The organism is Nioella sp., from assembly GCF_965215655.1.
GTDB lineage: Bacteria > Pseudomonadota > Alphaproteobacteria > Rhodobacterales > Rhodobacteraceae > Nioella.
Genome location: NZ_OZ244111.1, coordinates 1,818,724 through 1,842,531, shown reverse-complemented (window position 1 = coordinate 1,842,531; position 23,808 = coordinate 1,818,724). Strand labels below are relative to the sequence as shown.

The following is a 23,808-nucleotide window of genomic DNA, read 5'->3' as shown; positions in this document are numbered from 1 at the left end:
GCATCAACCAAGGCGAACGCGGACTGATCATCTTCTCATCAACCGTCGGGCACGGTTCTTTTTGGCCCCGGAAATCCGCCCTTCGTGCGTAAATGAAAACTGCCGACCAGGGGATCCCGGTCGGCAGCAGGGATACAAACCCTCAAGGCAGGCTTAGAAGAAGCCAAGCTTGTTGGGGTTGTAGCTGACCAGCATGTTCTTGGTCTGCTGGTAGTGGTCCAGCATCATCTTGTGGGTCTCGCGCCCGATGCCCGATTGCTTGTAGCCGCCGAAGGCCGCGTGGGCGGGATAGGCGTGGTAGTTGTTGACCCAGACACGGCCCGCCTCGATATCGCGGCCAAAGCGGTAGGCGCGGGTGCCGTCGCGGGTCCAGACCCCGGCGCCGAGGCCGTACATGGTGTCATTGGCGATGGCGAGCGCCTCTTCCTCGGTCTTGAAGGTCGTTACCGACACGACGGGGCCGAAGATCTCCTCCTGGAAAACGCGCATCTTGTTATGGCCCTTGAGGATCGTGGGCTGGATGTAGAAGCCTTCTGCCAGATCACCATTGAAACGCGCCGCATCGCCGCCGGTCAGCACTTCCGCGCCTTCCTCGACGCCGATGGTCAGATAGGACAGGATCTTGTCCTGCTGCTCCTGGCTGGCCTGTGCGCCGACCATGGTCTCCATCTCGCGCGGGTCGCCCTGCTTGATCGCTTTCACGCGTTCGATGCAGCGGGCGATGAATTCCTCGTAGATGTCTTCCTGGATCAGCGCGCGGCTTGGGCAGGTGCAGACCTCGCCCTGGTTGAAGGCGAAAAGGACGAAGCCTTCCACAGCCTTGTCAAGAAACGCGTCATCCTCGGCCATCACGTCGGAAAAGAAGATGTTGGGGGATTTACCGCCCAGTTCCAGCGTGACGGGGATCAGGTTTTCGGTCGCTGCCTGCATGATCTTGCGGCCGGTTTCGGTCGAGCCGGTGAAGGCGATCTTGGCAATGCGCGGGCTTCGGGCCAGAGCTGCGCCGACCTCTGCGCCGTAGCCGTTCACGATGTTCAGAACACCGGCGGGCAGCAGATCGGCGATGACCTCCACCAGCACCATGATCGCGGCGGGTGTCTGCTCGGCGGGTTTCAGCACCACGCAGTTGCCAGCAGCAAGCGCAGGGGCAAGTTTCCACGCGGCCATCAGGACCGAGAAGTTCCACGGGATGATCTGGCCCACGACACCGAGCGGTTCGTGGAAGTGGTAGGCCACGGTGTCGTGGTCGATCTCGCTCATATTGCCTTCCTGGCTGCGCAGGACCCCGGCGAAATAGCGGAAGTGATCGACGGTCAGCGGGATGTCAGCGGCCGTTGTTTCGCGGATCGGCTTGCCGTTGTCCCAGGTTTCGGCGGTGGCGATCAGGTCGAGGTTTTCCTCGATCCGGTCGGCGATCTTCAGCAGCAGGTTGGAGCGTTCGGTGGCCGAGGTCTTTCCCCAGGCGTCTTTCGCGGCATGAGCGGCGTCGAGCGCAAGCTCCACGTCCTCGGCACCCGAGCGGGCCACTTCGCAGACCTTGGCGCCGGTGATCGGCGTGATGTTGTCGAAATACTTGCCCTGCACGGGGGCGACGAAGCTGCCGCCGATGAAGTTGTCGTAGCGGGTTTTGAAGGGCGAGGTGTAGCCGCCCGAGACTTGCGTCATTTCATTCATGAGAGTTCCTCCAGTCGTCCCGGTCCTCCGCCGGGAATGGAAGAAATCTGCAAATCGGACCGGGCACTGTCAGCCGGGGGGCAGTAGCCGGTGTCTCGCACCTGTCTCACTCCTGAGACAGGTCAGCCCGTGTTTTCCCCGATCCCGAGCCGTTTCATCCGTCGATAGAGCGTCGCACGGCCCACGCCAAGCGCGCGGGCGGCCTGTGAGACATTGCCACCGGCCCGCGACAGGGCCCGAATCACGGCGGCGCGTTCTGCCTTTTCAAACCCTGAAGGCCCGTCGTCCCGGCCAAAGAGGTCGGATGCTGGGACTGACCGGATCGGCCCCGATGCGCCAAGCCCGAACGCCTTGCGCGCGCCCCGTGTGGCCCCAAGCACGATATCGTCACGGTCCACCGCCAAGAGCATCGCCGCCTCGCTGTCATCATTGTCAGCCACGATGATGCGCGCCATTGGAAAGGCGGCGCGGAAACTGTCCACCTCGATCTGGCGCGCCGTCTGCGCCACCTGCGCGGCAATGAGCCGGTTGAACGCCTCGGTCTGGTCGGCCCGTGCGGAGGACACGTCGAGCGCCCCGATCAGCTCGCCTTCCGGCCCGAAGATGGGCGCGTCGATGCAGCTCATGCCGGTATTGCGGGCGTGGAAATGCTCGTCCCGGTGGATGATGACACGTCGGGTTTCGGCGATGCAGGTGCCGATTCCATTGGTGCCTTCCGACGCCTCGGACCAATCGGACCCCGGCGTCAGCCCCCAGGCGTCGAACACCGACTGGTCGCCATCGGCGGCGCGAAGGTCCAGCACTACGCCCTCTGCATCGGTGAGCAGGACGCCACAGCCCGAACTGCCGACAAGCTGGTAGAGCGTGTCGAGCTTGGGCGTCGCGATGCGCCGCATCGCCTCCGCTTTTTCACGCCGCTGCGACAGCTCCGTATCGGTGATCCGCTGCACCCCGTCACGCTGGCCGGGGTCGAGCCCGTGATGATCGAGCGACCGGCGCCAGGAGGCCGCAAGCCGCGACCGCGCCGCTGCGCCCGGATCGGTTGCGGTTTCGACAACGCGCGTAATGTGATGATCGGCCTTGGCCATGATGCTCCTCCCTCGGCGCATCCTAGGGCAAAGCTGATGTGGTGGGAACAGGGTGGATCAGAGCCTGCCGGTCATCGACACCAGCAATAGCCGTGCCCGCCGGGAAAACTCGCTGGCGTCCAAGGCGCCGTCGGCCACGCGGCGAGGATTGGAGCGCGCGGCTTTCAGGATCGGTTCCGCCTGCCAGAAAGCAAAAAGCGCGGGTCTTGCGGCAGCAGAAATGTCAGCTTGCGCAGCCTTTCCCTGTCGAAACCGAGCCAGCGCCCGTTCCGCCAAGGCCTTCACGCCCTCCGGCCTGCCATCTAGCAGCGGCACCCTGCTCCGCGTTTCCAACTCGGGCACCGCCCGCAGAAACCCCGCAACGCCACCACCCCAGGCCATATCGCGAACGGCGGTTTCCGCTTCAGCCGCTGCGCCAAGCGCGCGGGCCGCGACCCAGGCAAGGTTACCGGCGGTTGCGTCTATGTAGCGGTCGAAATGGGCCTCGTCCTCAAAGGCATCGCGGTAGATATCCCACCGGCGCGCGGCAATCAGGTCATCCAGCAGCGCGGCGTTTTCCGGCTGAACGGCCTGTGCCAATGGCTCCACCACCTCATGCGCGCGGGGCTGTTTTCCCTGCCCGATCTCCTCCGCCACGTCACGCCAGAATTGCAGACGCATTTCGGCAATCATCGGCTCGGACGCGACCCATGGCGCGCGCGCAACCTCCAGGTTGAACGCGTAGAGCGGGAAGAGCACGGTGCGCGCCTCCGGCGACGCGGCCATGGTGGCCATGAAGCGGTCGGGATCACCGCGTTCCACCAGCTCCGCGCAGGCCTGAAAGCTCATGCTGCCGGTGCCCCGTCGCGGACCAGTTTCCACGTCACGGCGTCGAGCAACGCCTCGAAGCTTGCATCGACGATATTGGGCGACACACCCACGGTAGACCAGCGCCGCCCGCTGCTGTCCTGGCTGTCAATGGTCACGCGGGTCACGGCCTCGGTCCCGCCCTGGGTGATGCGCACCTTGAAGTCGACCAGTTTGATATCGTCGATATAGGTTTGGTAGGGGCCAAGATCCTTCGCCAGCGCCTTGGAAAGCGCGTTGACAGGCCCCCGATCTGCGCCGGTCTCATCCATGCTTTCGCTGACCGACAGCATCTTCTGGTCGCCTATCTTCACCACCACAACGGCCTCGGACAGGCTCACCATCTTGTTGTACTTGTTCTTGCGCCGCTCCACCGTGACCTTGTAGCGCTTCACCTCGAAGAAGCTCGGCAATTGCCCAAGCGCCCGTCGCGCCAGCAGTTCGAAACTCGCCTGCGCAGTGTCGTAGGAATAGCCCTCCGCCTCGCGCGCCTTGATCTCCTCAAGGATGGTGCCAAGCGCCGGGTGGCCCTTTTCGACGGTCAGCCCGGCCTCTGCCAAACGCCGGATCAGATTCGATTGGCCCGCCTGGTTCGACATCGGGATGATGCGCGCATTGCCGACGGTCGCGGGGTCGATATGTTCGTAGGTTGTCGGATCCTTCAGGATCGCACTGGCATGAAGCCCCGCTTTGTGGGCAAAAGCGGAACTGCCCACATAGGGCGCCTGCCGCATGGGCACGCGGTTGAGGATGTCATCGAGCGTTCGGCTGATCTTGGTCAGGCCGGTCAGCGCGTCGAGCGTGATGCCCGTGTCAAAGCGGCTGGCATAAGGCTCCTTCAACAGAAGCGTGGGGATGAGAGTCGTGAGGTTCGCATTGCCGCAACGTTCACCGAGCCCGTTCAGCGTACCTTGTATCTGCCGCGCGCCCGCCTCGACGGCGGCCAGGCTGCCCGCCACGGCGGTTTCCGTGTCGTTATGGGTATGGATGCCAAGCCGGTCGCCGGGGATGCCTGCCGCGATCACCTCGCCCGTGATGCGCCCGATTTCCTCGGGCAGCGTGCCGCCATTGGTGTCGCACAGCACGATCCAGCGCGCGCCATTGTCGAGCGCGGCCCTCAGGCAGTCCAGCGCATAGGCGGGATTTGCCTTGTAGCCATCAAAGAAATGTTCGGCATCAAAGAGCGCCTCGCGCCCATGCGCCACAAGGTGAGCAACCGATTTCGCGATGTTGTCGATGTTCTCCGGCAGGGTGATGCCGAGCGCGGTTTCCACGTGGAAATCATGCGTCTTGCCGACGAGGCAGACAGCCCCGGTGCCCGCGTTCAGCACACCGGCCAGCACCTCGTCATTCTCTGCCGACCGGCCCGCGCGCTTGGTCATGCCAAAGGCGGTCATGATGGCGCGGGTCTGGGGGGCTGCGTCGAAAAAGGCGCTGTCGGTGGGGTTCGCGCCGGGCCAGCCGCCCTCGATATAGTCCACGCCAAGCTTGTCGAGCATGGTCGCGATGGTCTGTTTTTCGGCAGTGGAGAACTGCACGCCCTGCGTCTGCTGCCCGTCGCGCAGCGTGGTGTCGTAGATATAGAGGCGGGAACTGGTCATTTGGTGCCTCCGCAGGAAAAATCTTCTGGAAGATTTTTCAGACCGGAAGAATTTTCTGGAAAATTCTTCATGTCAGCCCCTCCAGCTTGGAAGCGTCGAATTTCGGGGTCGGGACCAACTCCACACCTGCCTTGGACATGCGCACCTCTACCCCTGCGTCGATCAGTGCGGTCTTGAGCCGATCGACTTCGGAGAAATCCTTGCTTTCCATTGCCGCGGCGCGCGTTTCCGCCATGCGCGTTTCAAGTGCGGATAGATCGACCGATTCCGTATCGGCCCAGGCACCGTGATGATCCTCTAGAAGCCCGATCAACTCCGCTGTTGCCCTAAGCCCCGCTGCGTCCCCCTCCCCGGCCAACCGGTGCAGTTCTGCCATGACACCAGCGGTGTTCAGATCATCGGCAAGCGCGTCAATTGCAATGGTCGTCGGAGCAGATGCCTCAACACCTCTGATCATTGTCCGCCACTTCCGCAGCGTCTTCTCCGCATCCTCGGCCTTTCTTGCGGTCCAGTCCATCGGCTTGCCGTAATGGGTCTGCAGGAAAACAAACCGGATCACTTCGCCCGGAATACCCTGCTCCAGAAGGTCATGCACGGTGAAGAAATTGCCCAAAGACTTGGACATCTTCTTGCCCTCGACCTGCAGCATCTCGTTATGCAGCCAATAGCGCGCGAAGCCGCCCTCGGGATGGGCGCAGCAGCTTTGGGCGATCTCGTTTTCATGATGGGGGAACATCAGGTCATTGCCGCCGCCATGGATGTCGAAGGTCTCCCCGAGCAGCTCATAGGCCATGGCGGAGCATTCGATATGCCAGCCGGGCCGCCCCCGGCCCCAGGGACTATCCCAGCCCGGCAGATCGTCGGACGAGGGCTTCCACAGCACGAAATCCATCGGGTCACGCTTGTAAGGGGCTACCTCCACCCGCGCGCCTGCGATCATGTCATCGACCGACCGGCCCGAGAGCCGGCCATAGTCAGGGTAGCTTTTGACCGAAAACAGCACATGCCCCTCAGCGGCATAGGCATGCGCCTTGGCGATCAATGTCTCGATCATTGCCACCATCTGCGCAATATACTGGGTCGCTCGCGGCATCTGGTTGGGTTCCAGCACGCCCAAAGCGGCCATGTCGTCGAGATACCACTGGGTCGTTTCCGCGGTGATGTCGCTGATCGGTCGCCCGGTCTCGGCGGCCTTGGCATTGATCTTGTCATCCACGTCGGTGAAATTGCGCACATAAGTGACGTGATCGGCCCCGTAGACATGGCGCAAGAGCCGGTAGGCCACGTCAAAGGACACCGCCGCCCGCGCGTTGCCCATGTGCGCGCGGTCATAGACCGTGGGGCCACAGACATACATGCGCACGTTCTTTGGATCGAGAGGTTCAAAGACCTCTTTCCGGCGGGTGCGGGTGTTGTGAAACCTGATCGTAGTCATGCCTGTTCCTCACGAGGGGCGCTCGCGGGCGGGCCTATCAACTTCTGTATTGTTTTGGAAGCAACGAACGGTCCGCCCTGACGATGTCAGCCGGTAATAATGCAGCAGTTGATGCAGAGCGTTGCGTTCATGGCCGCGACCCTAGACCGCTTCTGCCGCGCTGCCAAGCCCTTCCGACAGACTGCCGGACATGACGTTGACATCGGTCGAATGATCTGCGCCCCTCGGGGCCTTGGAATCATGATCAGACGGACAGGTGCGGCGATGCGGCAATCACGGCGTATTTCGACATTGAACGGGGATGGCGATGATGGCTGGGGGCTTTTCAACGAAGCCCGCCGGATGATCGGCAACGGCACCGACGTGATCGAACTGACCATTGGCGAGCATGATATCCGCACCGACGCGCAGATCCTTGAGGCGATGCATGCCTCGGCCAAGGGTGGCAACACTGGCTACGCCATGATCCCCGGCATCGACGCGCTGCGCGACAAGGTGGCGGAGCGGGTGACGGAACGATCTGGTCTGAAAACCACGCGCGACAACGTGATGATCACACCGGGCGGACAGGCAGCGCTGTTCATGGCCCATCACACGGCCTGTGACGAGGGCGACCGGGCGCTTTTCATCGACCCCTATTACGCAACCTATCCCGGCACCATCCGGTCTGTCGGCGCGGTGCCCGTGGCAGTGAAGGCGCGCTCGGCCCATGGGTTCCAGCCCGATCCGGCAGAGATTGCCAAGCTGGCCTCCGGTGCGAAATCCCTGCTGATCAACTCGCCCAACAACCCCACCGGCGCGGTCTATGGCGCGGAAACCATGAATGGCATCGTCCGCGTTGCGCAGGATCATGACCTTTGGCTCATTTCGGACGAGGTCTATGACACGCAGGTCTGGGAAGGCCCGCATATCAGCCCGCGCACCCTGCCCGGCATGGCGGATCGGACGATGCAGATCGGGTCGCTGTCGAAAAGCCACGCGATGACCGGGTCGCGCTGCGGCTGGATCGTGGCCCCCGAGGAGGTGACGGAAAACCTGATCCAATTGGCCACCAACACGAACTACGGCGTCGCGGGCTTCGTGCAGTCCGCGGGGCTCTTCGCGCTGGAATTGGGCGAAGAGTTCGAGGCGCGGATCGCGGAACCTTTCCGCCGCCGTCGAGGGCTGGTGCTCGATCTGGTGGCAGAGCAGCAGGTGGTGCGCGCGATTCCGGCGCAGGGGGCGATGTATGCCATGCTGGATATCCGTGCGACGGGCCTTAGCGGCGAGGACTTCGCCTTTGCCCTGCTGAAACAGCACCAAATCGCGGTGATGCCGGGCGAAAGCTTCGGCCAGGCGGCGGCGGGGCATATCCGCGTGGCCCTGACGGTGGAGGACGACCGTCTGCGCGAGGCGGTGGCGACCTTGCTGAACTTCGCCCGGGAACGGGCCGGGGCGCTGCAGGATTGACGCCCGAAAACCGGCGTCACGGGCGAGCGGAATCGGCTAGGGTCGCGTCATGACCCTTTTCGACCTGCCCGACCCCGACACGCTTTATGCCGCGCTTTGCGCGAAGGACCCGGCCTATGACGGGCGCGCCTATGTGGCGGTGCGCTCCACGGGTATTTTCTGCCGCTTCACCTGCCCGGCGCGGAAACCCTTGCGCAAGAACTGCGCCTTCCACGCCACGGCAGGTGCCTGTCTGGAGGCGGGGTTTCGCCCCTGCAAACGATGCCACCCCCTGAACCAGAGCGGCGATCCGCTGGTCGAAACCCTGCTGGCCGCGCTCGACCGCGATCCTGCCCGACGCTGGCGCGAGGCCAATCTGTTTGCCATGGGCCATGACCCCTCGACCGTGCGCCGTGCGTTCAAACGCCATTTCGGGATGAGCTTTCTCGACATGGCCCGCCAGCGGCGCTTGCGTGAAGGCTTCACCGCGCTTGGCGATACGGGCAGCGTGACCGAGGCGCAGCTCGATGCGGGGTTTGAAAGCCCCTCTGCCTTCCGCGCCGGGTTCGCCCGGCTTCTGGGGGTTGCGCCGGGCAGCCTGAGGGCGGGCGCGCGGTTGCAGGCGGACTGGATCGACACCGCGCTTGGGCCCATGGTGGCGGTCAGCGATGAACGGGCGCTCTATCTGCTGGAATTTGCCGACCGCAAGGCCCTGCCGACCGAGTTGAAGGCCCTGTGGCGCGACGCGAAAGGCGATCTGGGGCTCGGCCGCCCTGCCCCGACCGAACGTGCGGCGCAGGAGCTGGCGGCCTTCATGGACGGGCAAAACGCACGTTTCACCGTGCCGCTTGCCCACGGTGGCACGCCTTTTCAAAAGCAGGTCTGGGACGCGCTGCAGCGCATTCCGGCGGGCGAAACCTGCAGCTATTCCGACCTCGCCACCCAGATCGGCCGCCCCGAGGCCGCCCGCGCCGTCGCCCGCGCCAACGGGGCCAACCGCATCGCGATCCTGATCCCCTGTCACCGGGTGATCGGGGCAGATGGCAGCCTGACGGGCTATGGCGGCGGGCTCTGGCGCAAACGGCGGCTGATCGATATCGAACGTCACTACACTGGGCTTGCGATGTTCGCTTAACATGATAAGCATTTCCGGTGAAGGGAGATGCCGCAATGAACCACGACGATCTGCCGAAATGGTCCGCAAGGGCCGCCGCATGGGCGCAGGACTATCACGCCACGCTACGCGACCGGCCCGTGCGCCCTGATGTGACTCCTGGCTCGATCCGCGAAGCGCTGCCGGCCGAGGCCCCGGAAACAGCCGAACCGATGGACGACATCTTCGCCGATTTCGAACGCATCGTGCCCGGTGCCATGACCCATTGGCAGCACCCCAGGTTCTTTGCCTATTTCCCGTCCAATGCCTCGCCCGCCTCGATGCTGGCGGAGCAGCTGGCGAATTCCATCGCCGCGCTATGCATGCTGTGGCAGACCTCGCCCGCCGCGACCGAGATCGAGGAACGCATGGTGCAATGGCTGCGCGCGGGGCTCGGCCTGCCAGAAGGCTTTTCCGGCACGATCCATGACACGGCCACCACGGCAACACTGTCGGCGGTGCTGACCATGCGCGAACGGGCACTCGATTGGCACGGGCTGGCCGAGGGGCTGTCAGGCCAGCCGGTCTTGCGCATCTATGCGTCCGCCCAGACCCACAGTTCCGTTGACAAGGCGGTGCGCCTTGCAGGGATCGGGCAGGAAAACCTGGTGAAGATCTCCACGCGGGACGATCTGTCGATGGCTCCCGAGGCGCTGGCCAAGGCCATTGCCGAGGACCGGGCGGCGGGACTGGTGCCCGCCGGTGTCATTTTCTGTGCAGGCGGCACATCGGTCGGGGCCTTCGACGATATCGCCGCCTGCCTGCCGGTGGCGCAGGACGAGGGGCTCTACACCCATGTGGATGCGGCATGGGCAGGGTCGGCGATGATCTGTGCGGAATTCAGGCCTCTCTGGGCTGGGGCCGAGGCCTGTGACTCGATCGTCTTCAATCCCCATAAATGGCTTGGGGTGCAGTTCGACTGCTCCGTCCAGTTCCTGCGCGATCCGGCCCCGCAGATCCGCACGCTTGGCTTGAGGCCCGATTATCTGGAGACACTGGAAAGCAGCGATATCACCGATTTCAACGAATGGACCGTACCGCTTGGCCGCCGCTTCCGGGCGCTGAAACTGTGGTTCGTGCTGCGCGCCTACGGGCTGAAGGGGCTGCGCGAAAGGCTGCGCAATCACGTGGCCTGGGTGGCGGAACTTGCGGAACGTGTGGCGGCGATCCCCGGGCTGGAGATCGTGACCTCGCCCCGGCTGGCGCTCTTTTCCTTCGCGCATCGCGACGGGGATGCGGCAACCGAGGCGCTGATCCAGAAGGTCAACGCCGATGGCCGCGTCTACCTGACCCAGACTCGCCACGAGGGCCGCTTCGTCATCCGCATGACGGCGGGCAGTTTCGACTGCACGCGCGAGGACGTGATGATGGTGGAAACGGTCCTGCGAGAGTTGCTTGGATAGACGGGCTCAGCGTGGCAGAGCGGCGGCCTCGCGTGCGAGGGTTTCAATGCGTGCCCAATCCCCGGACTCGACCGCGTCTTTCGGCGCAACCCAGGACCCGCCAGCACAAAGAACGTTCGGCAAACTAAGGTAATCATTGGCATTTTTCATGCTGACTCCACCCGTGGGACAGAAGGAAATCTGCGGGATCGGCGCGCCGATGGATTTGAGCGCGGGAGCGCCGCCCGAAGCCTCGGCGGGGAAGAACTTCAGCATCGAGTAGCCGCGTTCCAGAAGGCGCATGGCCTCAGTTGCGGTGGCGGCACCGGGCAGGAGCGGCAAGTCCGCCTCCTCGCAGGCATCGAGCAATTTGTCAGTCGCACCGGGAGAGACACCGAAGGTCGCGCCTGCCTCCTTCGCGGCCTGCACATCGTCGGGCGTCAACAGTGTCCCTGCCCCCACGACGCCGCCGGGCACTTTTGCCATCTCACGGATCACGTCGAGTGCGGCGGGGGTGCGCAGGGTCACCTCCAGCGCCGGCAGGCCACCGGCGACGAGCGCCTCGGCAAGCGGCCGGGCATGGGCGACGTCATCGACGACCAGCACGGGGATGATCGGGGCAAGCGCCGCGATTTCGCGGGCGTGTAGAGAGGCTTGTTGCGGGGTCATCTCTTTGTCCTTCGGGTCGGGGCCGGTGGCAGGGTCTGGACGCCTCCGGCGGAGGTATTTTTGCCAAGATGAAAGATCAGACGACCACGCCCGCTCCCGAGGTCGCGGGGCCCGCGCTGCGGCGGAAGACTTCGAACAGTTCGCGGCCGATGCCGTGGCTGTTGGCGGAGAGGTCGGGCATGGCGGGGGTGCGGTCCGCGACGCCCTCGGTCAGCACGTCGAGCGAGCCTTTCACCGCATCGACGCGGATCAGGTCGCCGTCCTGCAGCCTGGAGATGAGGCCGCCATCAAGCGCCTCGGGTGAGACATGAATGGCCGAGGGCACCTTGCCCGACGCGCCGGACATGCGGCCATCGGTGACGAGAGCGACCTTGTGGCCGCGATCCTGCAACACAGACAGGACCGGGGTCAGGCTGTGCAGTTCCGGCATCCCGTTGGCGCGCGGCCCCTGGAAGCGGACGACCACCACAACGTCGCGGTTCAACCGACCGTCCTGAAAGGCTTTTTTCACATCGGCCTGATCGTGGAATACGGCTGCCGGGGCCTCGATCACATGGCGTTCGGGGGCCACGGCAGACACTTTCATGATGCCCTGGCCGAGGTTGCCGATCAGTTCCGCCAGTCCGCCAGAGGCCTGGAACGGGTCGGAGGCCGGGCGCAGGATCTTTTCGTTCAGGCTGGTTCCGGCACCGTCGGTCCAGACCACCTTGTCGCCTTGCAGCTTTGGTTCCTGCCGGTATCGGGACAGGCCATCGCCTGCCACGGTCACGGCGTCTTCGTGCAACAGCCCCGCATCCAGCAACTCGCCGATCATGTAGCCAAGCCCGCCCGCCGCGTGGAAATGGTTCACATCCGCCAGCCCATTTGGGTAGACGCGCGCCATCAACGGAGTGACGGCAGAGATATCGGCGAAATCGGCGGGTTCGATCAGCACCCCTGCCGCCCGCGCCATGGCGGGCAGATGCAGAACGAGATTGGTCGAGCCGCCCGTGGCCATCAACCCGACAATGCCGTTCACGAAGGCCTTTTCATCCAGAACCTCGCCCGCAGGCCGATAGTCATTACCAAGCGCGGTGATGCTGATCGCCCGCTCGGTCGCGGCAATGGTCAACGCATCGCGAAGCGGCGTGTTGGGGTTGACGAAGGACGCCCCCGGCAGGTGCAGGCCCATGAATTCCATCAACATCTGATTGCTGTTCGCAGTACCGTAAAAGGTGCAGGTGCCGGGCCCGTGGTAAGAGGCCATCTCGGCTTCCATCAGCTTGTCGCGGCCCACCTCGCCGGTGGCAAACTGCTGGCGCACCCGGGATTTTTCATCGTTGGGAAGGCCGCTGGTCATCGGCCCCGCCGGTACGAAGACCGCCGGAATATGGCCGAATGTGGCAGCGGCGATGATCAGGCCGGGCACGATCTTGTCGCAGACCCCAAGATACATGGCCGCGTCGAAACAGTTATGCGACAGCGCCACACCGGCAGACAAGGCAATCACGTCGCGCGAAAAGAGGCTCAGTTCCATCCCCGGCTGGCCCTGCGTGACCCCGTCGCACATGGCGGGAACGCCGCCCGCAACCTGCGCGGTCGCCCCTCGGGCACGGGCGGCATCCCTGATCAGGCCAGGAAACCGCTCAAAAGGCTGATGGGCCGAGAGCATGTCGTTATAGGCGGTCACGATCCCGATATTGGGCGCGCGCCCTTCGGCAAGCGCCCCCTGATCCTGCCCCATGGCCGCATAGGCATGAGCCTGATTCCCACAGGTCAGATGCGCGCGTGCAGGGCCCTGATCGGCGGCGCGGCGCATCCGGTCGAGATAGGCGCTGCGGCTGTCCGCCGACCGGGCGATGATCCGGTCTGTGACCTCTGCAATCCGGGCATTGAGCGACATCGGAGTCTCCTTGGCTGCATGTTACCGTATTCTATAATCCGTTAGCGCTAACATTACCAGTCCCGATTTGAGAAACCGGACCGGGCTACAGCGTGGTCCCCACGAGCGCCCCGATGGCCGAGGTGGCGGCCATGGCCAGAACGCCCCAGATGACGACGCGCAATGCAGCCCGCGTCCTGGGCGCCCCGCCTGCCTGCGCCCCAAGGGCGCCGAGGGCGGCCAAAGCCACAATCGTGGCAAGGCCCACGGACCAGACCAGACCCGTCAGCGGCGCAAACATGGCCACGAGCAGCGGCGCGGCGGCTCCGACGGCGAAGGTCAGGGCCGATACGACAGCGGCCTGAACCGGGGCGGGCGGCGACAGGTCGGTAATGCCGATCTCGTCGCGCAGATGGGCGGCGAGCGCATCCTTCTCGGTCAGTTCCACGGCCACTTTGCGGGCCAGATCGGGCGACAGGCCCCGGAACTCATAGATCGCAACCAGTTCTTCCAGTTCCGAGTCCGGGTTGTGTTCCAGCTCGTATCTCTCCCGCTCCACATCAGCGGCCTCGGTATCGGCCTGGCTGGAGACCGAGACATATTCCCCTGCCGCCATGCTCATCGCGCCGGCCATCAATCCGGCGGTCCCGGCCAGCACAATCGCCACCCTGTCGCCGCCCCCGGCGGCAACACCAGCGATCAGGGAGGCGGTGGACAGGATGCCGTCATTGGCCCCCATCACCGCGGCGCGCAGCCAGCCGGTGCGGAAAGACAGGTGGGGTTCGTCGTGGGCGGAGGGTTGGCCAGTGAGATCAGACATCGGACAACAGGATCTTTCCGGGATTGAAGATATTGAACGGGTCGACGCCGCGTTTCACTGCCGCCATCATGGTCAGGGCGCCTTCGCCCAGTTCCCCCATCAGGTATTTCGCCTTGCCCTGCCCGATCCCGTGTTCGCCGGTACAGGTGCCGTCCATGGAAATCGCCAGATCGTTCAGCCAACTGACGAATTCCCGCGCGCGGGCGACCTCTTGGGCGTCATCCATCATGATCAGCGGCAGGGTGTGGAAATTGCCGTCGCCCACATGGCCCACGACCGGGGCGATCAGGCCCAGTTCCTCGGCCTTGGCTTGCGCCGCGGTGACGCATTCGGCAAGGCGGGACACGGGCACACAGCAATCGGTGGAGATGCCCTTGGCCCCCGGACGCAACGCCAGCGATGCCCAATAGGCGTCGTGCCGCGCCTGCCAGAGCCGATTGCGGTCCTCCGGTTTCGTGGTGAAGGCAAAGCCCTGACTGCCGAAATCTTCTGCAATCTCGCCAAAGGTTTGCGCCTGTTCCTTCACGGAGTTTTCAGATCCGTGGAACTCCAGAAACAGCAGCGGCTGTTCCGGCAGATCGAGCTTGGAATAGGCGTTCACCCCCTTGACGGACAGCGCGTCCAGCAACTCGATCCGGGCCACCGGCAGGCCCATCTGGATCGTCATGATCACCGCGTTGCAGGCGGCCTCGACCGTGGGAAAGGAACAGGTGGCCGCCGAGATCGCCTCGGGGATGCCCTGCAATTTCAAGGTCAATTCGGTGATCAGGCCAAGCGTGCCCTCTGAGCCCACGATCAGCCGCGTCAAGTCATATCCGGCGCTGCTTTTGCGGGCGCGGTTGCCGGTCTTGACGATTTCCCCCGAGGGCAGCACCGCCTTCAGGGCCAGCACGTTGTCCTTCATCGTGCCGTAGCGCACCGCGTTGGTGCCGGAGGCGCGCGTCGCGGCCATGCCGCCAAGCGAGGCATTGGCGCCCGGATCGACCGGGAAGAACAGCCCCGTGTCACGCAAGTAGGTGTTCAGCGCCTCGCGGGTCACGCCGGGTTGAATGACGACGTCCATATCTTCGGGATGCACGGCAAGGATCTTGTCCATGCGGTTGAAATCCACGCTGATGCCACCGGCGGGGGCGTTCACGTGACCCTCCAGAGAGGTGCCGGTGCCAAAGGGGATGATCGGCACGCGGTGATCGGCGCAGATACGCACCACCTCCTGCACCTCCTCCGTGCTTTCCACGAAAACGACCGCATCGGGGGGCTGAGTCTCGATCCATGTGGTGGTGTGGCCATGCTGGTCGCGGATGGATTGGCCAGTCTCCAGCCGCTCTGCGAAGCGTTGCTTCAAAAGCGCCACAGCCGTTCCGATTCCCTCGTCATTGCGCGGCATTTCCATCAGTTCGGCCATGGCGACCACCTTCCCATCAGCACCCAACGGGCAGACCCTAGGCCCCTCGTCACGTCGGTGCAATTGCCGCCATGGTCGCTGCGGGCGGGAATTCCGCCTGTTAACCATGATTTTCCGGTTTCTTGTCATCCGGGCGATACAGATCGTGCCTAGTCTAGCTGAAAACCTTGGCTTGAGCGGTCTTCACAATGTCTCTTCACCTGCCGCCCCTGCGCCTGACCGGCGCCCGGATTCTGCGTAGTGGCCAGCTTCAGCGCCGGTCGCTCGGGCTGGCGCGCGGGCGGATCACCAAGGGCCCCCTGCCCGAGGTCGACCTGAGCGGATACCTGGTGTTGCCGGGCATCGTCGACCTGCATCTGGCCCTGCCCGAACCGTTGCTGATTGGGGCATTGCCCGCGATCAAAACGCGTCTGGCCGCACAGGGCGTCACAACGGCCTGGCTGAACGTTCCGTCCGACCCCGATCCGCTGATCGAGCAGGTTCTGGACAGGCTGGCCGTCATTCGCGGCGGCATCGACCTGCGGGCCAAGCTGATCCTGTCGCCGGATGCGCGTCTCGGCCCGGACCGGCTGCGGCAGCTGGAAGAACGTCGTCTGGACCTTGCCTCGTTCACGTCCCGCGCCCGGACGACTGCGGCAGACGCCGGCGCCCCCAGCTTTCCCCGCGATCTCTGCCAGATGGCGGAATGTCTCGACTCGCTTGGCATCCCCTATGGCAGCCTTGGCGATGCCGATGCCGAAACACGGGAATATTACCGGATGCTCGGGGCGCGGATTGCCGAATTGCCACGCAGCCGGGCCGCGGCGGCCACAGCGCGTGCCATGGGCGATTGCGTGCTTGCCTCCGCCGCGGATCTTTGCCCTTCCGCAGGCATCGGTGAAGCGGCCGGAACGGCCCGGTTGGTGGCGCAGGGGCTTTGCGACGCGCTTGTGTCAGATGGCGCACCCCATAAAATGGCCGAAGCAGCCTGGGTTCTGGCCAATGGCGCGCTGAAGGACCTGCCAGCCACCTGGGCGCTGATCTCGTCCAAACCGGCCGAGATCATCGGTTTGGCCGATCGCGGCACGCTGGAACACGGCAAACGGGCGGATCTGGTGATTGTCGATGAAACCACCCGCAATGCTGTGGCCACCATCGCAAAGGGTCGCCTGTGTTTTGCGACGCGGGATCTGGCGGCACGTTTCGGGCAACCGGGGCACCCCATTCCAATGGCCGCAGAGTGATCGCCCGCTGCGCGCCAATACCATGCAAACACCGTTAACCTTTTCGCAAGAATTCTTACCGTACTCTTCTTCACGTGCCCAAGCGATCCGACTGCCGAAGGCACTGAAGGGCAGCCCCTGTCGCACCGCACCCAAACATCGCGGCAGGGGCTGACCGGAGCCCGGTACAGCCTGACAGCACGAGACGAAGAAAAGGTTAAGCGCGGATCATTCCGCCGCGTCGGCGCGGGCGGCTTCAATCTGGGCGGCCTTGCGTTCCACTTGCTCGACGATGTGATCGACCATGCCGTCATTAGCCAGCTTGTGGGCCTGCTTGCCGTCGAGATAAACCATCCCCGACCCGGCCCCGCCGCCGGTAAAGCCCACATCGGTCAACAGCGCCTCGCCCGGCCCGTTCACCACACATCCGATGATGGAAAGGCTCATCGGCGTCTTGATATGGGCCAGCCGGTCCTCCAGCAGTTCCACCGTTTTGATCACGTCGAATCCCTGCCGCGCGCAGGACGGGCAAGAGATGATGTTGACCCCCCGGTGCCGCAGCCCGAGCGCCTTCAGGATCTCATAGCCGACCTTCACCTCCTCGACCGGATCGGCAGACAGACTTACGCGCAGCGTGTCGCCGATGCCCATCCACAAAAGGTTGCCAAGTCCGATCGCGGATTTCACGGTGCCGGTCATCAGCCCGCCCGCCTCGGTGATGCCAAGGTGAATGGGCGCGTCCGTGGCCTCTGCCAGCCCCTGATAGGCGGCGGCGGCCATGAACACATCGGACGCTTTCACGCTGATCTTGAACTCGTGGAAATCGTGGTCCTGCAGAATGCGGATATGATCAAGCCCGCTTTCGATCATCGCGTCGGGACAGGGTTCGCCATACTTGTCCAGCAGGTGCTTTTCGAGCGAGCCCGCATTCACCCCGATACGGATCGAACAATTGTGGTCGCGGGCGGCCTTCACCACCTCGGCCACGCGGCTGGCATCGCCGATATTACCGGGGTTGATCCGCAGGCAGGCGGCGCCCGCCTCGGCCGCTTCGATCCCACGTTTGTAGTGGAAATGGATGTCCGCCACGATCGGCACCGGGCTTTCCGCCACGATCTCTTTCAACGCTTTGGACGACGCCTGATCGGGCACCGACACGCGCACAATATCGGCCCCCGCCTCGGCACAGGCCTGCACCTGCGCGATGGTGCCCGCCACATCCGTGGTCAGCGTGTTGGTCATCGTTTGAACGGAAATCGGTGCGCCACCCCCAACAGGCACATTCCCAACCATGATGCGGCGGCTGTCACGCCGGTCGATATTGCGCCAGGGGCGAATGGGATTGTGGGACATGTCGGTCTGCCTCGGGCCTGATCAAACGCTTCTGCCAGTCAGATAGCCCCTGTGTCCGGGCACGGCAACGGGGGTGCGTCAGTTGTCGCCGGATCAGTTGTCGCCAGACAGGACCAGCGCCGCGACACGCGGCAGATCAGGGTCGGCTGCGGCATCGGCCATCACATAATTGTCGGACAGCGCATCGGCGGTCAGCACAACGTCGCGTGCGATAGAGGTGCCGGGACCGGCGGGGCCAAGCGTCACGCCGTTGACCGCGAAATAGAGCGAGCCGGAATTGCCCGCGCGCAAGGTCGGCAGGTCGGCTCCTTCGGGCAGGGTATAGCTGTCGCCTGCGTCAAGCGTGCCCTCGAACAGGACGGTGCCGGAGGCCGAGCTCACGCGGATCCAGGACGGGCGCACGGCAAAGAGCACCACCTCATCGGCCGCCGGGGCCTCGGTCACCTGAACCGCACCCGCCAGTTCAAAGCTTTCTTCGGGCGCATTTGGCCGGGCAAGGCCGGGGGTTTGCGCGAATTCTCCGACCGCATCGGGGTCGAGCGTGGCAATCGCCTCGTCCCGTGGGGTCAGGACGGGGGTGTCAAGCGCCTGCGGGCGATAAAGCCGGTCAATGGGATCGACCGAGGGCAGGCGTGGCGTGGTGGCGTCGGGCAGTTCCGTTTGCGCCATCGACATGACACCGGCTGCTTCGACCGGGTCAAGGGCCGCGACGGTCTGCGGGGCCTCATCCACGGGCACGAACTGCACCCGCTGGATTTCCGTCAGCACCGACCATGCGCCGTAGCCGATGACCCCGACAAGCGCGATCAGGACGGCAGCAGAGCCAAGTGCGCCCGGTTCCAGGCGGCTGAACATGCTTTCGCGTTCGGGGGCGAAAGACACGCGGGCGGTGGACATCACATCATTGGGATTCAGGCGCTTGGGGGCATCGCCGAAGGCGCGCTTTGCCCCACGGGCCTGTGCCGCGGAATCCCCGTGGACGCCGTGGAACCCGGCCTCGGCGCTGAACCGGCGGAAGGTCCATTCCGGGTCCATGCCCAGATAGCGCGCGTAGGATCGCACGTAACCGGCCACGAAGCCCTTGGTGGCAAAGACGGAGAGATCGGCGTTTTCGATGGCGGCGATGTGAGAGGCCTTGATCTTCAGCTCTCGTTCCACATCCAGCAGGGATTTGCCAAGGGTCGCGCGTTCCCCGCGCATCAGGTCCCCCAGAGGCACGTCAAGCGTATCAAGCTCGTCAAATGGCAAGCTGCCATCCTTCGACGTGTCTGTGTTCATGCCCATGCGGCCCTGTGCCCCGCGTTTCGCCTACGGTCTTTGACGGTTTTCCGATCTGCCGACCGAAGACATCCCCATTCCATCCCGGTGATTCCCCAAAATCGCCGGTCTTAGGAGCGTGTTAACACAACATGAGGTTATTTTGCACCTGCGGAACTTGCGTCAGGCACTCATTTCGGCACGATTCAGCGCACAATGGTTCCACAGCGCGTCCATTGCCCGAACAAGGCCATCCAGCATCTTGGGATCATGGACCGGTGACGGGGTAAAGCGCAGGCGCTCCGTCCCGCGTGGTACGGTCGGAAAATTGATCGGCTGCACGTAGATGCCGTAGTCCGACAGCAGCATGTCCGAGATCTTCTTGGTATGCACCGGATCGCCCACCATGACCGGCACGATGTGACTGCCATGGTCGATGATCGGCAGGCCCATGCCCTTGAGGCGCAGCTTCAAAACCTTGGCGCGTTCCTGGTGCAGATCACGCAGTGCCTGATCGGTCTTCAGGTGCCGGACCGAGGCCGCCGCCCCCGCCGCAACGACCGGCGGCAAAGAGGTGGTGAAGATGAAGCCCGGCGCGTAAGACCTTACGGCATCGCACATTTTTTCGCTGGCCGCGATATAGCCGCCATGCACGCCAAAGGCCTTGCCCAGGGTGCCATTGATGATGTCGATGCGGTGCATCAGGTTGTCCCGCTCGGCCACGCCAGCGCCACGGGGGCCGTACATGCCAACTGCGTGCACCTCGTCGAGATAGGTCAGCGCGCCGAATTCGTCTGCCAGATCGCAGATCTCTTCGATGGGGCCGAAATCGCCATCCATGGAATAGATCGACTCGAAGGCGATCAGCTTGGGCGCAGCGGGATCGTCGGCCTCCAGCAACTCGCGCAGATGGGCCACGTCGTTATGGCGGAAGATGCGCTTTGCCCCGCCATTGCGGCGCACGCCCTCGATCATCGAGGCATGGTTCAGCGCGTCTGAATAGATGATGAGGCCCGGAAACAGCTTGGGCAGCGTGCTGAGCGTCGCGTCATTGGCGATATAGGCCGAGGTGAACAGAAGCGCAGCCTCTTTCTGGTGGAGGTCGGACAGCTCCGCCTCCAGTTCCTTGTGATAGACCGTGGTGCCGGAAATGTTGCGCGTGCCGCCGGACCCCGCGCCGGTATCTTCCAGCGCCTTGTGCATCGCCTCCAGAACAACCGGATGCTGGCCCATGCCGAGGTAATCATTGCCACACCAGACGGTGATATCCTGCTCAGTGCCATCCGGCTTTTTCCAGACCGCATGGGGGAACTGACCGCGACGGCGCTCAATATCAATGAAGGTCCGGTAACGCCCTTCTTCATGCAGGCGGTTCAGGGCGGCATCAAGCGCGGCATCGTAGTTCACTGGCGGTCTCCTTTTCCCGGACCCGTTCGCGGGGGCCCGAAAGACGCGGCTGGCATGGCTTCGGACGGATGCGTTTCCTTTGGTATCCGAAGATTTGGGTGATCTAGGCCCTGAGGCCCTCCCCTCGCAAGTTACAAATTGACGCGCGGGTTACTTTGACATGGATCAACGGACCACCCCTAAGATCAGTTCTGTACAACAACGCGGCAGTCTTGCTGTCCACAATTGGCGACGGCTGTTTCCTCGCTGTCGCCGATTCCCCATTGTCCCGTCGCCTCTGAAATGGCCATGGCACGCGACCGGCCAAGGCGGCGATACTCGCCGCGCAGGGCAGCGGTGGCCTCGGTATTCAGCTGCAGGCTGCGACCCGGTTCCCAGCCTTCCGGGCGCACCACCATCACCACGATGCAGGACGGGCCAGAGCTGCGCTGCGCTTCGCAGCCCTCAAGCGCGACGCGACGCGCATTCTCTTCGTCATGGAAATTGGCGGCGGCAACGGTTGCCTCGGAGGCCAGCCCCATGCCGGGCGCAATGGCGATCGCCCCGTAATAGCTGACAGCGCCGGACAGTTGCGGCGATTGCAGAATGGCCCGGTCGGTATCCGACAGGCTGTCATGGTCGATCACCTCCACCTCGACCGCACCGCGTTCGGCAAAAACCAGCCGGCGCGCTTCGCGCAGATTCGGCAGGTCTTGCGCCAGTGCAGGCAGCCCGGTGGCCGCGATGGCAAGGGCAAGGCCCGAGGATCTAAGGAAGGATATCGCGCGCATGAAAAAACTCCGCTCTCTTTGGGTCGGATGGCTGAAACCTTAACAGGGATATCGCAGCCCCTGCCCTTCGGCAACAACCCTGACGCAATGCACAGGCTTGCCCTGTTGTTTCGCTGTTGCTGAGCTTGCCGCCATCTTGTGCTACCCTAGGCCATTAACAGGAGAGATATAGCCATGCGCCCATTTGTTTTTCTAATAATTCTTAGCGGACTCTCGTTGTTTTCAGCCATGTCGGAGGCACAAAACTGGACAGGTCAGGATCTGGTTCAGATGGCGCAGGACCGCGAAGAGCTTGCCTTGCAGCGCATGCGAACCCTACGGGAGCTTGAGGCCAGTTATGACCAACCGCTTTGGATGATCGACCGAGACGGAGACGTTGTGATTGATGAGGCAGACCGGGTTCTGTCCGGGATCGATACCGTGATAGAACTCGTCGTTTCGATGCGAGTAGATCAGGGGATCAGCCAGCTCGAAAACTCTCTGTTCGAACTGCCTGCCGCAGCCCGGTCCGCACTGGCACGAGAGCTGGAGAGCGCGGCCAGCCTGCCCGCCGGGCGCATTCGCCAGATCATTCTAAATGCCTATCTGGAGCATTCCCGTCGCATTCGCGGCAACGTATTTGCCGGGCTGGAGCGAGAGGTGGAGGAGGCTCGCGCCCTCTTCGAAGAAGGTCGCGCCCTTGCCCAGGATCAGGGCCGTCCTGAAACCTACCGGGATTTCGACAGCACCTACGGCGTGATCCACTGGTCAGAAGGTTGGTATGGTGATGAGAACAAGCGCCTGTCCATCGCCTCTGTCACCAATCGTCCGGACCTTGGGGGGTGGCTGGTCGAAGGCGACTGGTGGCGGGCCAATGACGAGGATTACAGGGGCGGCTTTGCCTTCCTCTTCGGTTCACCCTGCGTCTTCTCCGGCACCTGGTGGTATGAATGGGATGGCCGCCCCGAAGAACTGAGCTTCAGCGGTTGGTCTGGGTCCTGCGTCGAGTAGAACCGGTCACATCTGGACAGTGCCGGGCGGGCTGATAGGCTCCGCCACAACACGCGATTGTGAAAGGATTCCCCCATGTCGCTTGACGCCGTTCTTGCCCGCATTGACGAAAACCTGGAGGACGCCACCGACCGGTTGATGGAGCTGCTGCGAATCCCCTCCATCTCGACTGACCCGGCCTACAACGACGATTGCGACCGGGCCGCGGATTGGCTGGTGGAGGATCTGAAGGGTCTGGGCTTTGACGCCACCAAGCGAGAGACACCGGGCCGTCCGATGGTTGTGGCGCATGTCAATGCCGATGCCGACGGGCCGCATCTGCTGTTCTACGGCCATTACGATGTGCAGCCGGTCGATCCGCTGAACCTGTGGAACACGCCGCCCTTTGAGCCCGCCATCGAAGACACGCCCAAGGGCAAAGTCATTCGCGGGCGCGGGGCGTCCGACGACAAGGGGCAGCTCATGACCTTTGTCGAGGCCTGCCGCGCTTGGAAAGCCGTACATGGCAGCCTGCCGGGCAGGATTACGCTGTTCTTCGAGGGAGAAGAGGAATCTGGCTCGCCCTCGCTGGTGCCTTTCATGCAGGAAAACGCGGCGGAACTGACCGCCGATATCGCGCTGATCTGCGATACCTCGATGGTGGCACCGGGCGTGCCTTCGATCCCCACGCAGCTGCGGGGGATGCTGAAGGATGAATTCACCCTGACCGGCCCCCGCATCGACCTGCATTCGGGCCATTATGGCGGGCCGGGGCTGAACCCGCTGCGCGAAATGGCGCGGATCGTGGACAGTTTATATGATTCCGAGACCGGGGCCGTTGCGGTCGAGGGCTTTTACGAAGGCGTTCACGAGGTTCCCGAGGACATCCTGCGCCAGTGGAACATGTCGGGCTTTGACGAGGCGGACTATCTGGCCGAGGCGGGTTATACCGTGTCCCATTACGAACAGGGCTATTCCTGCCTCGAGAAGCAATGGGCCCGCCCGACGCTGGAGGTGAATGGCATGTGGGGCGGCTATCAGGGGGCCGGGACCAAGACCGTGATCCCCTCACAGGCGCATTGCAAGATCACCTGCCGTCTGGTGGGCGACATGGATCCCGACGCGCTGCGCGTGAAGATCCGCAAGCATGTGGCCGACCGGCTTGGCCCCGATCTGAGCGTTGAGTGGAATCAGGATCTCGAAGGCTCCCCTGCGCCGGTGATGAATGTGAACCGGCCCGAGTTCGAAAAGGCCCGGCAGGCGCTGTCCGATGAATGGGGGCGCGAGGCGGTCTTCATCGGCATGGGCGGGTCGATCCCGATTGCCGGGTTCTTCAAGGACGTGCTTGGTATGGACGCGCTGTTGACGGGCTTTGCCAATGACGATGACGCGATCCACTCCCCGAACGAGAAATATGACCTGGAGAGCTTTCACAAGGGCATCCGGTCCTGGGCGCGTATTCTTCATGCGTTGACGCGTTGACACCCT

At 63.7% G+C, this 23,808-nt stretch carries 19 protein-coding genes; 6 read left to right on the top strand and 13 right to left on the bottom strand.

The window, feature by feature from the left end:
• Positions 1-153 precede the first annotated feature (153 nt).
• From ACOOEX_RS09345 to cysS, 5 genes are all read right to left on the bottom strand, one after another.
• The gene (locus ACOOEX_RS09345) at positions 154-1,674 is read right to left on the bottom strand and encodes an aldehyde dehydrogenase family protein (RefSeq protein WP_420398144.1); all 1,521 of its coding nucleotides are present in this window, start codon (positions 1,672-1,674) and stop codon (positions 154-156) included.
• A 122-nt stretch (positions 1,675-1,796) separates the two neighbouring features.
• Positions 1,797-2,762, bottom strand: a complete 966-nt coding sequence (locus ACOOEX_RS09340; RefSeq protein WP_420398143.1) for a GAF domain-containing protein — start codon at positions 2,760-2,762, stop codon at positions 1,797-1,799.
• Between the two features lie 57 nt (positions 2,763-2,819).
• A complete protein-coding gene (locus tag ACOOEX_RS09335; RefSeq protein WP_420398142.1) occupies positions 2,820-3,590 on the bottom strand; it encodes a squalene/phytoene synthase family protein in 771 nt (256 codons plus the stop codon).
• The gene (cimA, locus tag ACOOEX_RS09330) at positions 3,587-5,209 is read right to left on the bottom strand and encodes a citramalate synthase (RefSeq protein ID WP_420398141.1); all 1,623 of its coding nucleotides are present in this window, start codon (positions 5,207-5,209) and stop codon (positions 3,587-3,589) included. The genes ACOOEX_RS09335 and cimA overlap by 4 nt, the downstream gene beginning before the upstream one ends.
• A 67-nt stretch (positions 5,210-5,276) precedes the next feature.
• Complete coding sequence (cysS, locus tag ACOOEX_RS09325; protein ID WP_420398140.1) at positions 5,277-6,644, bottom strand: cysteine--tRNA ligase; 1,368 nt, start codon at positions 6,642-6,644, stop codon at positions 5,277-5,279.
• A 264-nt stretch (positions 6,645-6,908) separates the two neighbouring features.
• Between cysS and ACOOEX_RS09320 the strand changes: the two genes are divergently transcribed.
• From ACOOEX_RS09320 to ACOOEX_RS09310, 3 genes are read left to right on the top strand one after another with little or no spacing between them, the layout of a single operon-like run.
• Complete coding sequence (locus ACOOEX_RS09320) at positions 6,909-8,093, top strand: pyridoxal phosphate-dependent aminotransferase (protein WP_420398356.1); 1,185 nt, start codon at positions 6,909-6,911, stop codon at positions 8,091-8,093.
• A 49-nt stretch (positions 8,094-8,142) separates the two neighbouring features.
• The gene (locus ACOOEX_RS09315) at positions 8,143-9,207 is read left to right on the top strand and encodes a bifunctional transcriptional activator/DNA repair enzyme AdaA (protein WP_420398139.1); all 1,065 of its coding nucleotides are present in this window, start codon (positions 8,143-8,145) and stop codon (positions 9,205-9,207) included.
• Between the two features lie 35 nt (positions 9,208-9,242).
• Complete coding sequence (locus ACOOEX_RS09310; RefSeq protein ID WP_420398138.1) at positions 9,243-10,628, top strand: pyridoxal phosphate-dependent decarboxylase family protein; 1,386 nt, start codon at positions 9,243-9,245, stop codon at positions 10,626-10,628.
• A 6-nt stretch (positions 10,629-10,634) separates the two neighbouring features.
• On the opposite strand, the gene ACOOEX_RS09305 is transcribed toward ACOOEX_RS09310, so the two are convergent.
• From ACOOEX_RS09305 to ACOOEX_RS09290, 4 genes are all read right to left on the bottom strand, one after another.
• Positions 10,635-11,276 carry a bifunctional 4-hydroxy-2-oxoglutarate aldolase/2-dehydro-3-deoxy-phosphogluconate aldolase gene (locus tag ACOOEX_RS09305; protein ID WP_420398137.1) on the bottom strand — a complete coding sequence of 214 codons (642 nt, stop codon included), beginning with the start codon at positions 11,274-11,276 and terminating at the stop codon, positions 10,635-10,637.
• A 76-nt stretch (positions 11,277-11,352) separates the two neighbouring features.
• Entirely contained in the window at positions 11,353-13,158 is a 1,806-nt protein-coding gene (gene edd / locus ACOOEX_RS09300; protein WP_420398136.1) for a phosphogluconate dehydratase, read from the bottom strand.
• A gap of 85 nt (positions 13,159-13,243) precedes the next feature.
• Positions 13,244-13,957 (bottom strand): VIT1/CCC1 transporter family protein, encoded by a 714-nt coding sequence (locus tag ACOOEX_RS09295; protein WP_420398135.1) that lies wholly within the window; start codon positions 13,955-13,957, stop codon positions 13,244-13,246.
• Positions 13,950-15,362 (bottom strand): FAD-binding oxidoreductase, encoded by a 1,413-nt coding sequence (locus ACOOEX_RS09290; protein ID WP_420398134.1) that lies wholly within the window; start codon positions 15,360-15,362, stop codon positions 13,950-13,952. The genes ACOOEX_RS09295 and ACOOEX_RS09290 overlap by 8 nt, the downstream gene beginning before the upstream one ends.
• Positions 15,363-15,550: 188 nt before the next feature.
• Between ACOOEX_RS09290 and ACOOEX_RS09285 the strand changes: the two genes are divergently transcribed.
• Positions 15,551-16,585 carry an alkylphosphonate utilization protein gene (locus tag ACOOEX_RS09285; protein WP_420398133.1) on the top strand — a complete coding sequence of 345 codons (1,035 nt, stop codon included), beginning with the start codon at positions 15,551-15,553 and terminating at the stop codon, positions 16,583-16,585.
• Between the two features lie 207 nt (positions 16,586-16,792).
• Here ACOOEX_RS09285 and ispG read toward each other — a convergent pair whose 3' ends face one another.
• The 4 genes from ispG to ACOOEX_RS09265 form a co-directional block, all read right to left on the bottom strand.
• Positions 16,793-17,917 (bottom strand): flavodoxin-dependent (E)-4-hydroxy-3-methylbut-2-enyl-diphosphate synthase, encoded by a 1,125-nt coding sequence (gene ispG, locus ACOOEX_RS09280; RefSeq protein WP_420398132.1) that lies wholly within the window; start codon positions 17,915-17,917, stop codon positions 16,793-16,795.
• Between the two features lie 93 nt (positions 17,918-18,010).
• Entirely contained in the window at positions 18,011-19,195 is a 1,185-nt protein-coding gene (locus ACOOEX_RS09275; protein WP_420398131.1) for a helix-turn-helix domain-containing protein, read from the bottom strand.
• A gap of 162 nt (positions 19,196-19,357) precedes the next feature.
• Positions 19,358-20,581 (bottom strand): 5-aminolevulinate synthase, encoded by a 1,224-nt coding sequence (gene hemA, locus ACOOEX_RS09270; protein WP_420398130.1) that lies wholly within the window; start codon positions 20,579-20,581, stop codon positions 19,358-19,360.
• Positions 20,582-20,766: 185 nt separating this feature from the next.
• Entirely contained in the window at positions 20,767-21,351 is a 585-nt protein-coding gene (locus ACOOEX_RS09265) for a 5-aminolevulic acid synthase (protein ID WP_420398129.1), read from the bottom strand.
• 270 nt (positions 21,352-21,621) lie between these two features.
• Here ACOOEX_RS09265 and ACOOEX_RS09260 point away from each other — a divergent pair, with 270 nt between their 5' ends.
• Positions 21,622-22,341 carry a hypothetical protein gene (locus ACOOEX_RS09260; RefSeq protein WP_420398128.1) on the top strand — a complete coding sequence of 240 codons (720 nt, stop codon included), beginning with the start codon at positions 21,622-21,624 and terminating at the stop codon, positions 22,339-22,341.
• 75 nt (positions 22,342-22,416) lie between these two features.
• Positions 22,417-23,802, top strand: coding sequence for a M20/M25/M40 family metallo-hydrolase (locus tag ACOOEX_RS09255; RefSeq protein WP_420398127.1), 1,386 nt, complete (start codon positions 22,417-22,419; stop codon positions 23,800-23,802).
• The last annotated feature ends 6 nt before the right edge of the window (positions 23,803-23,808 follow it).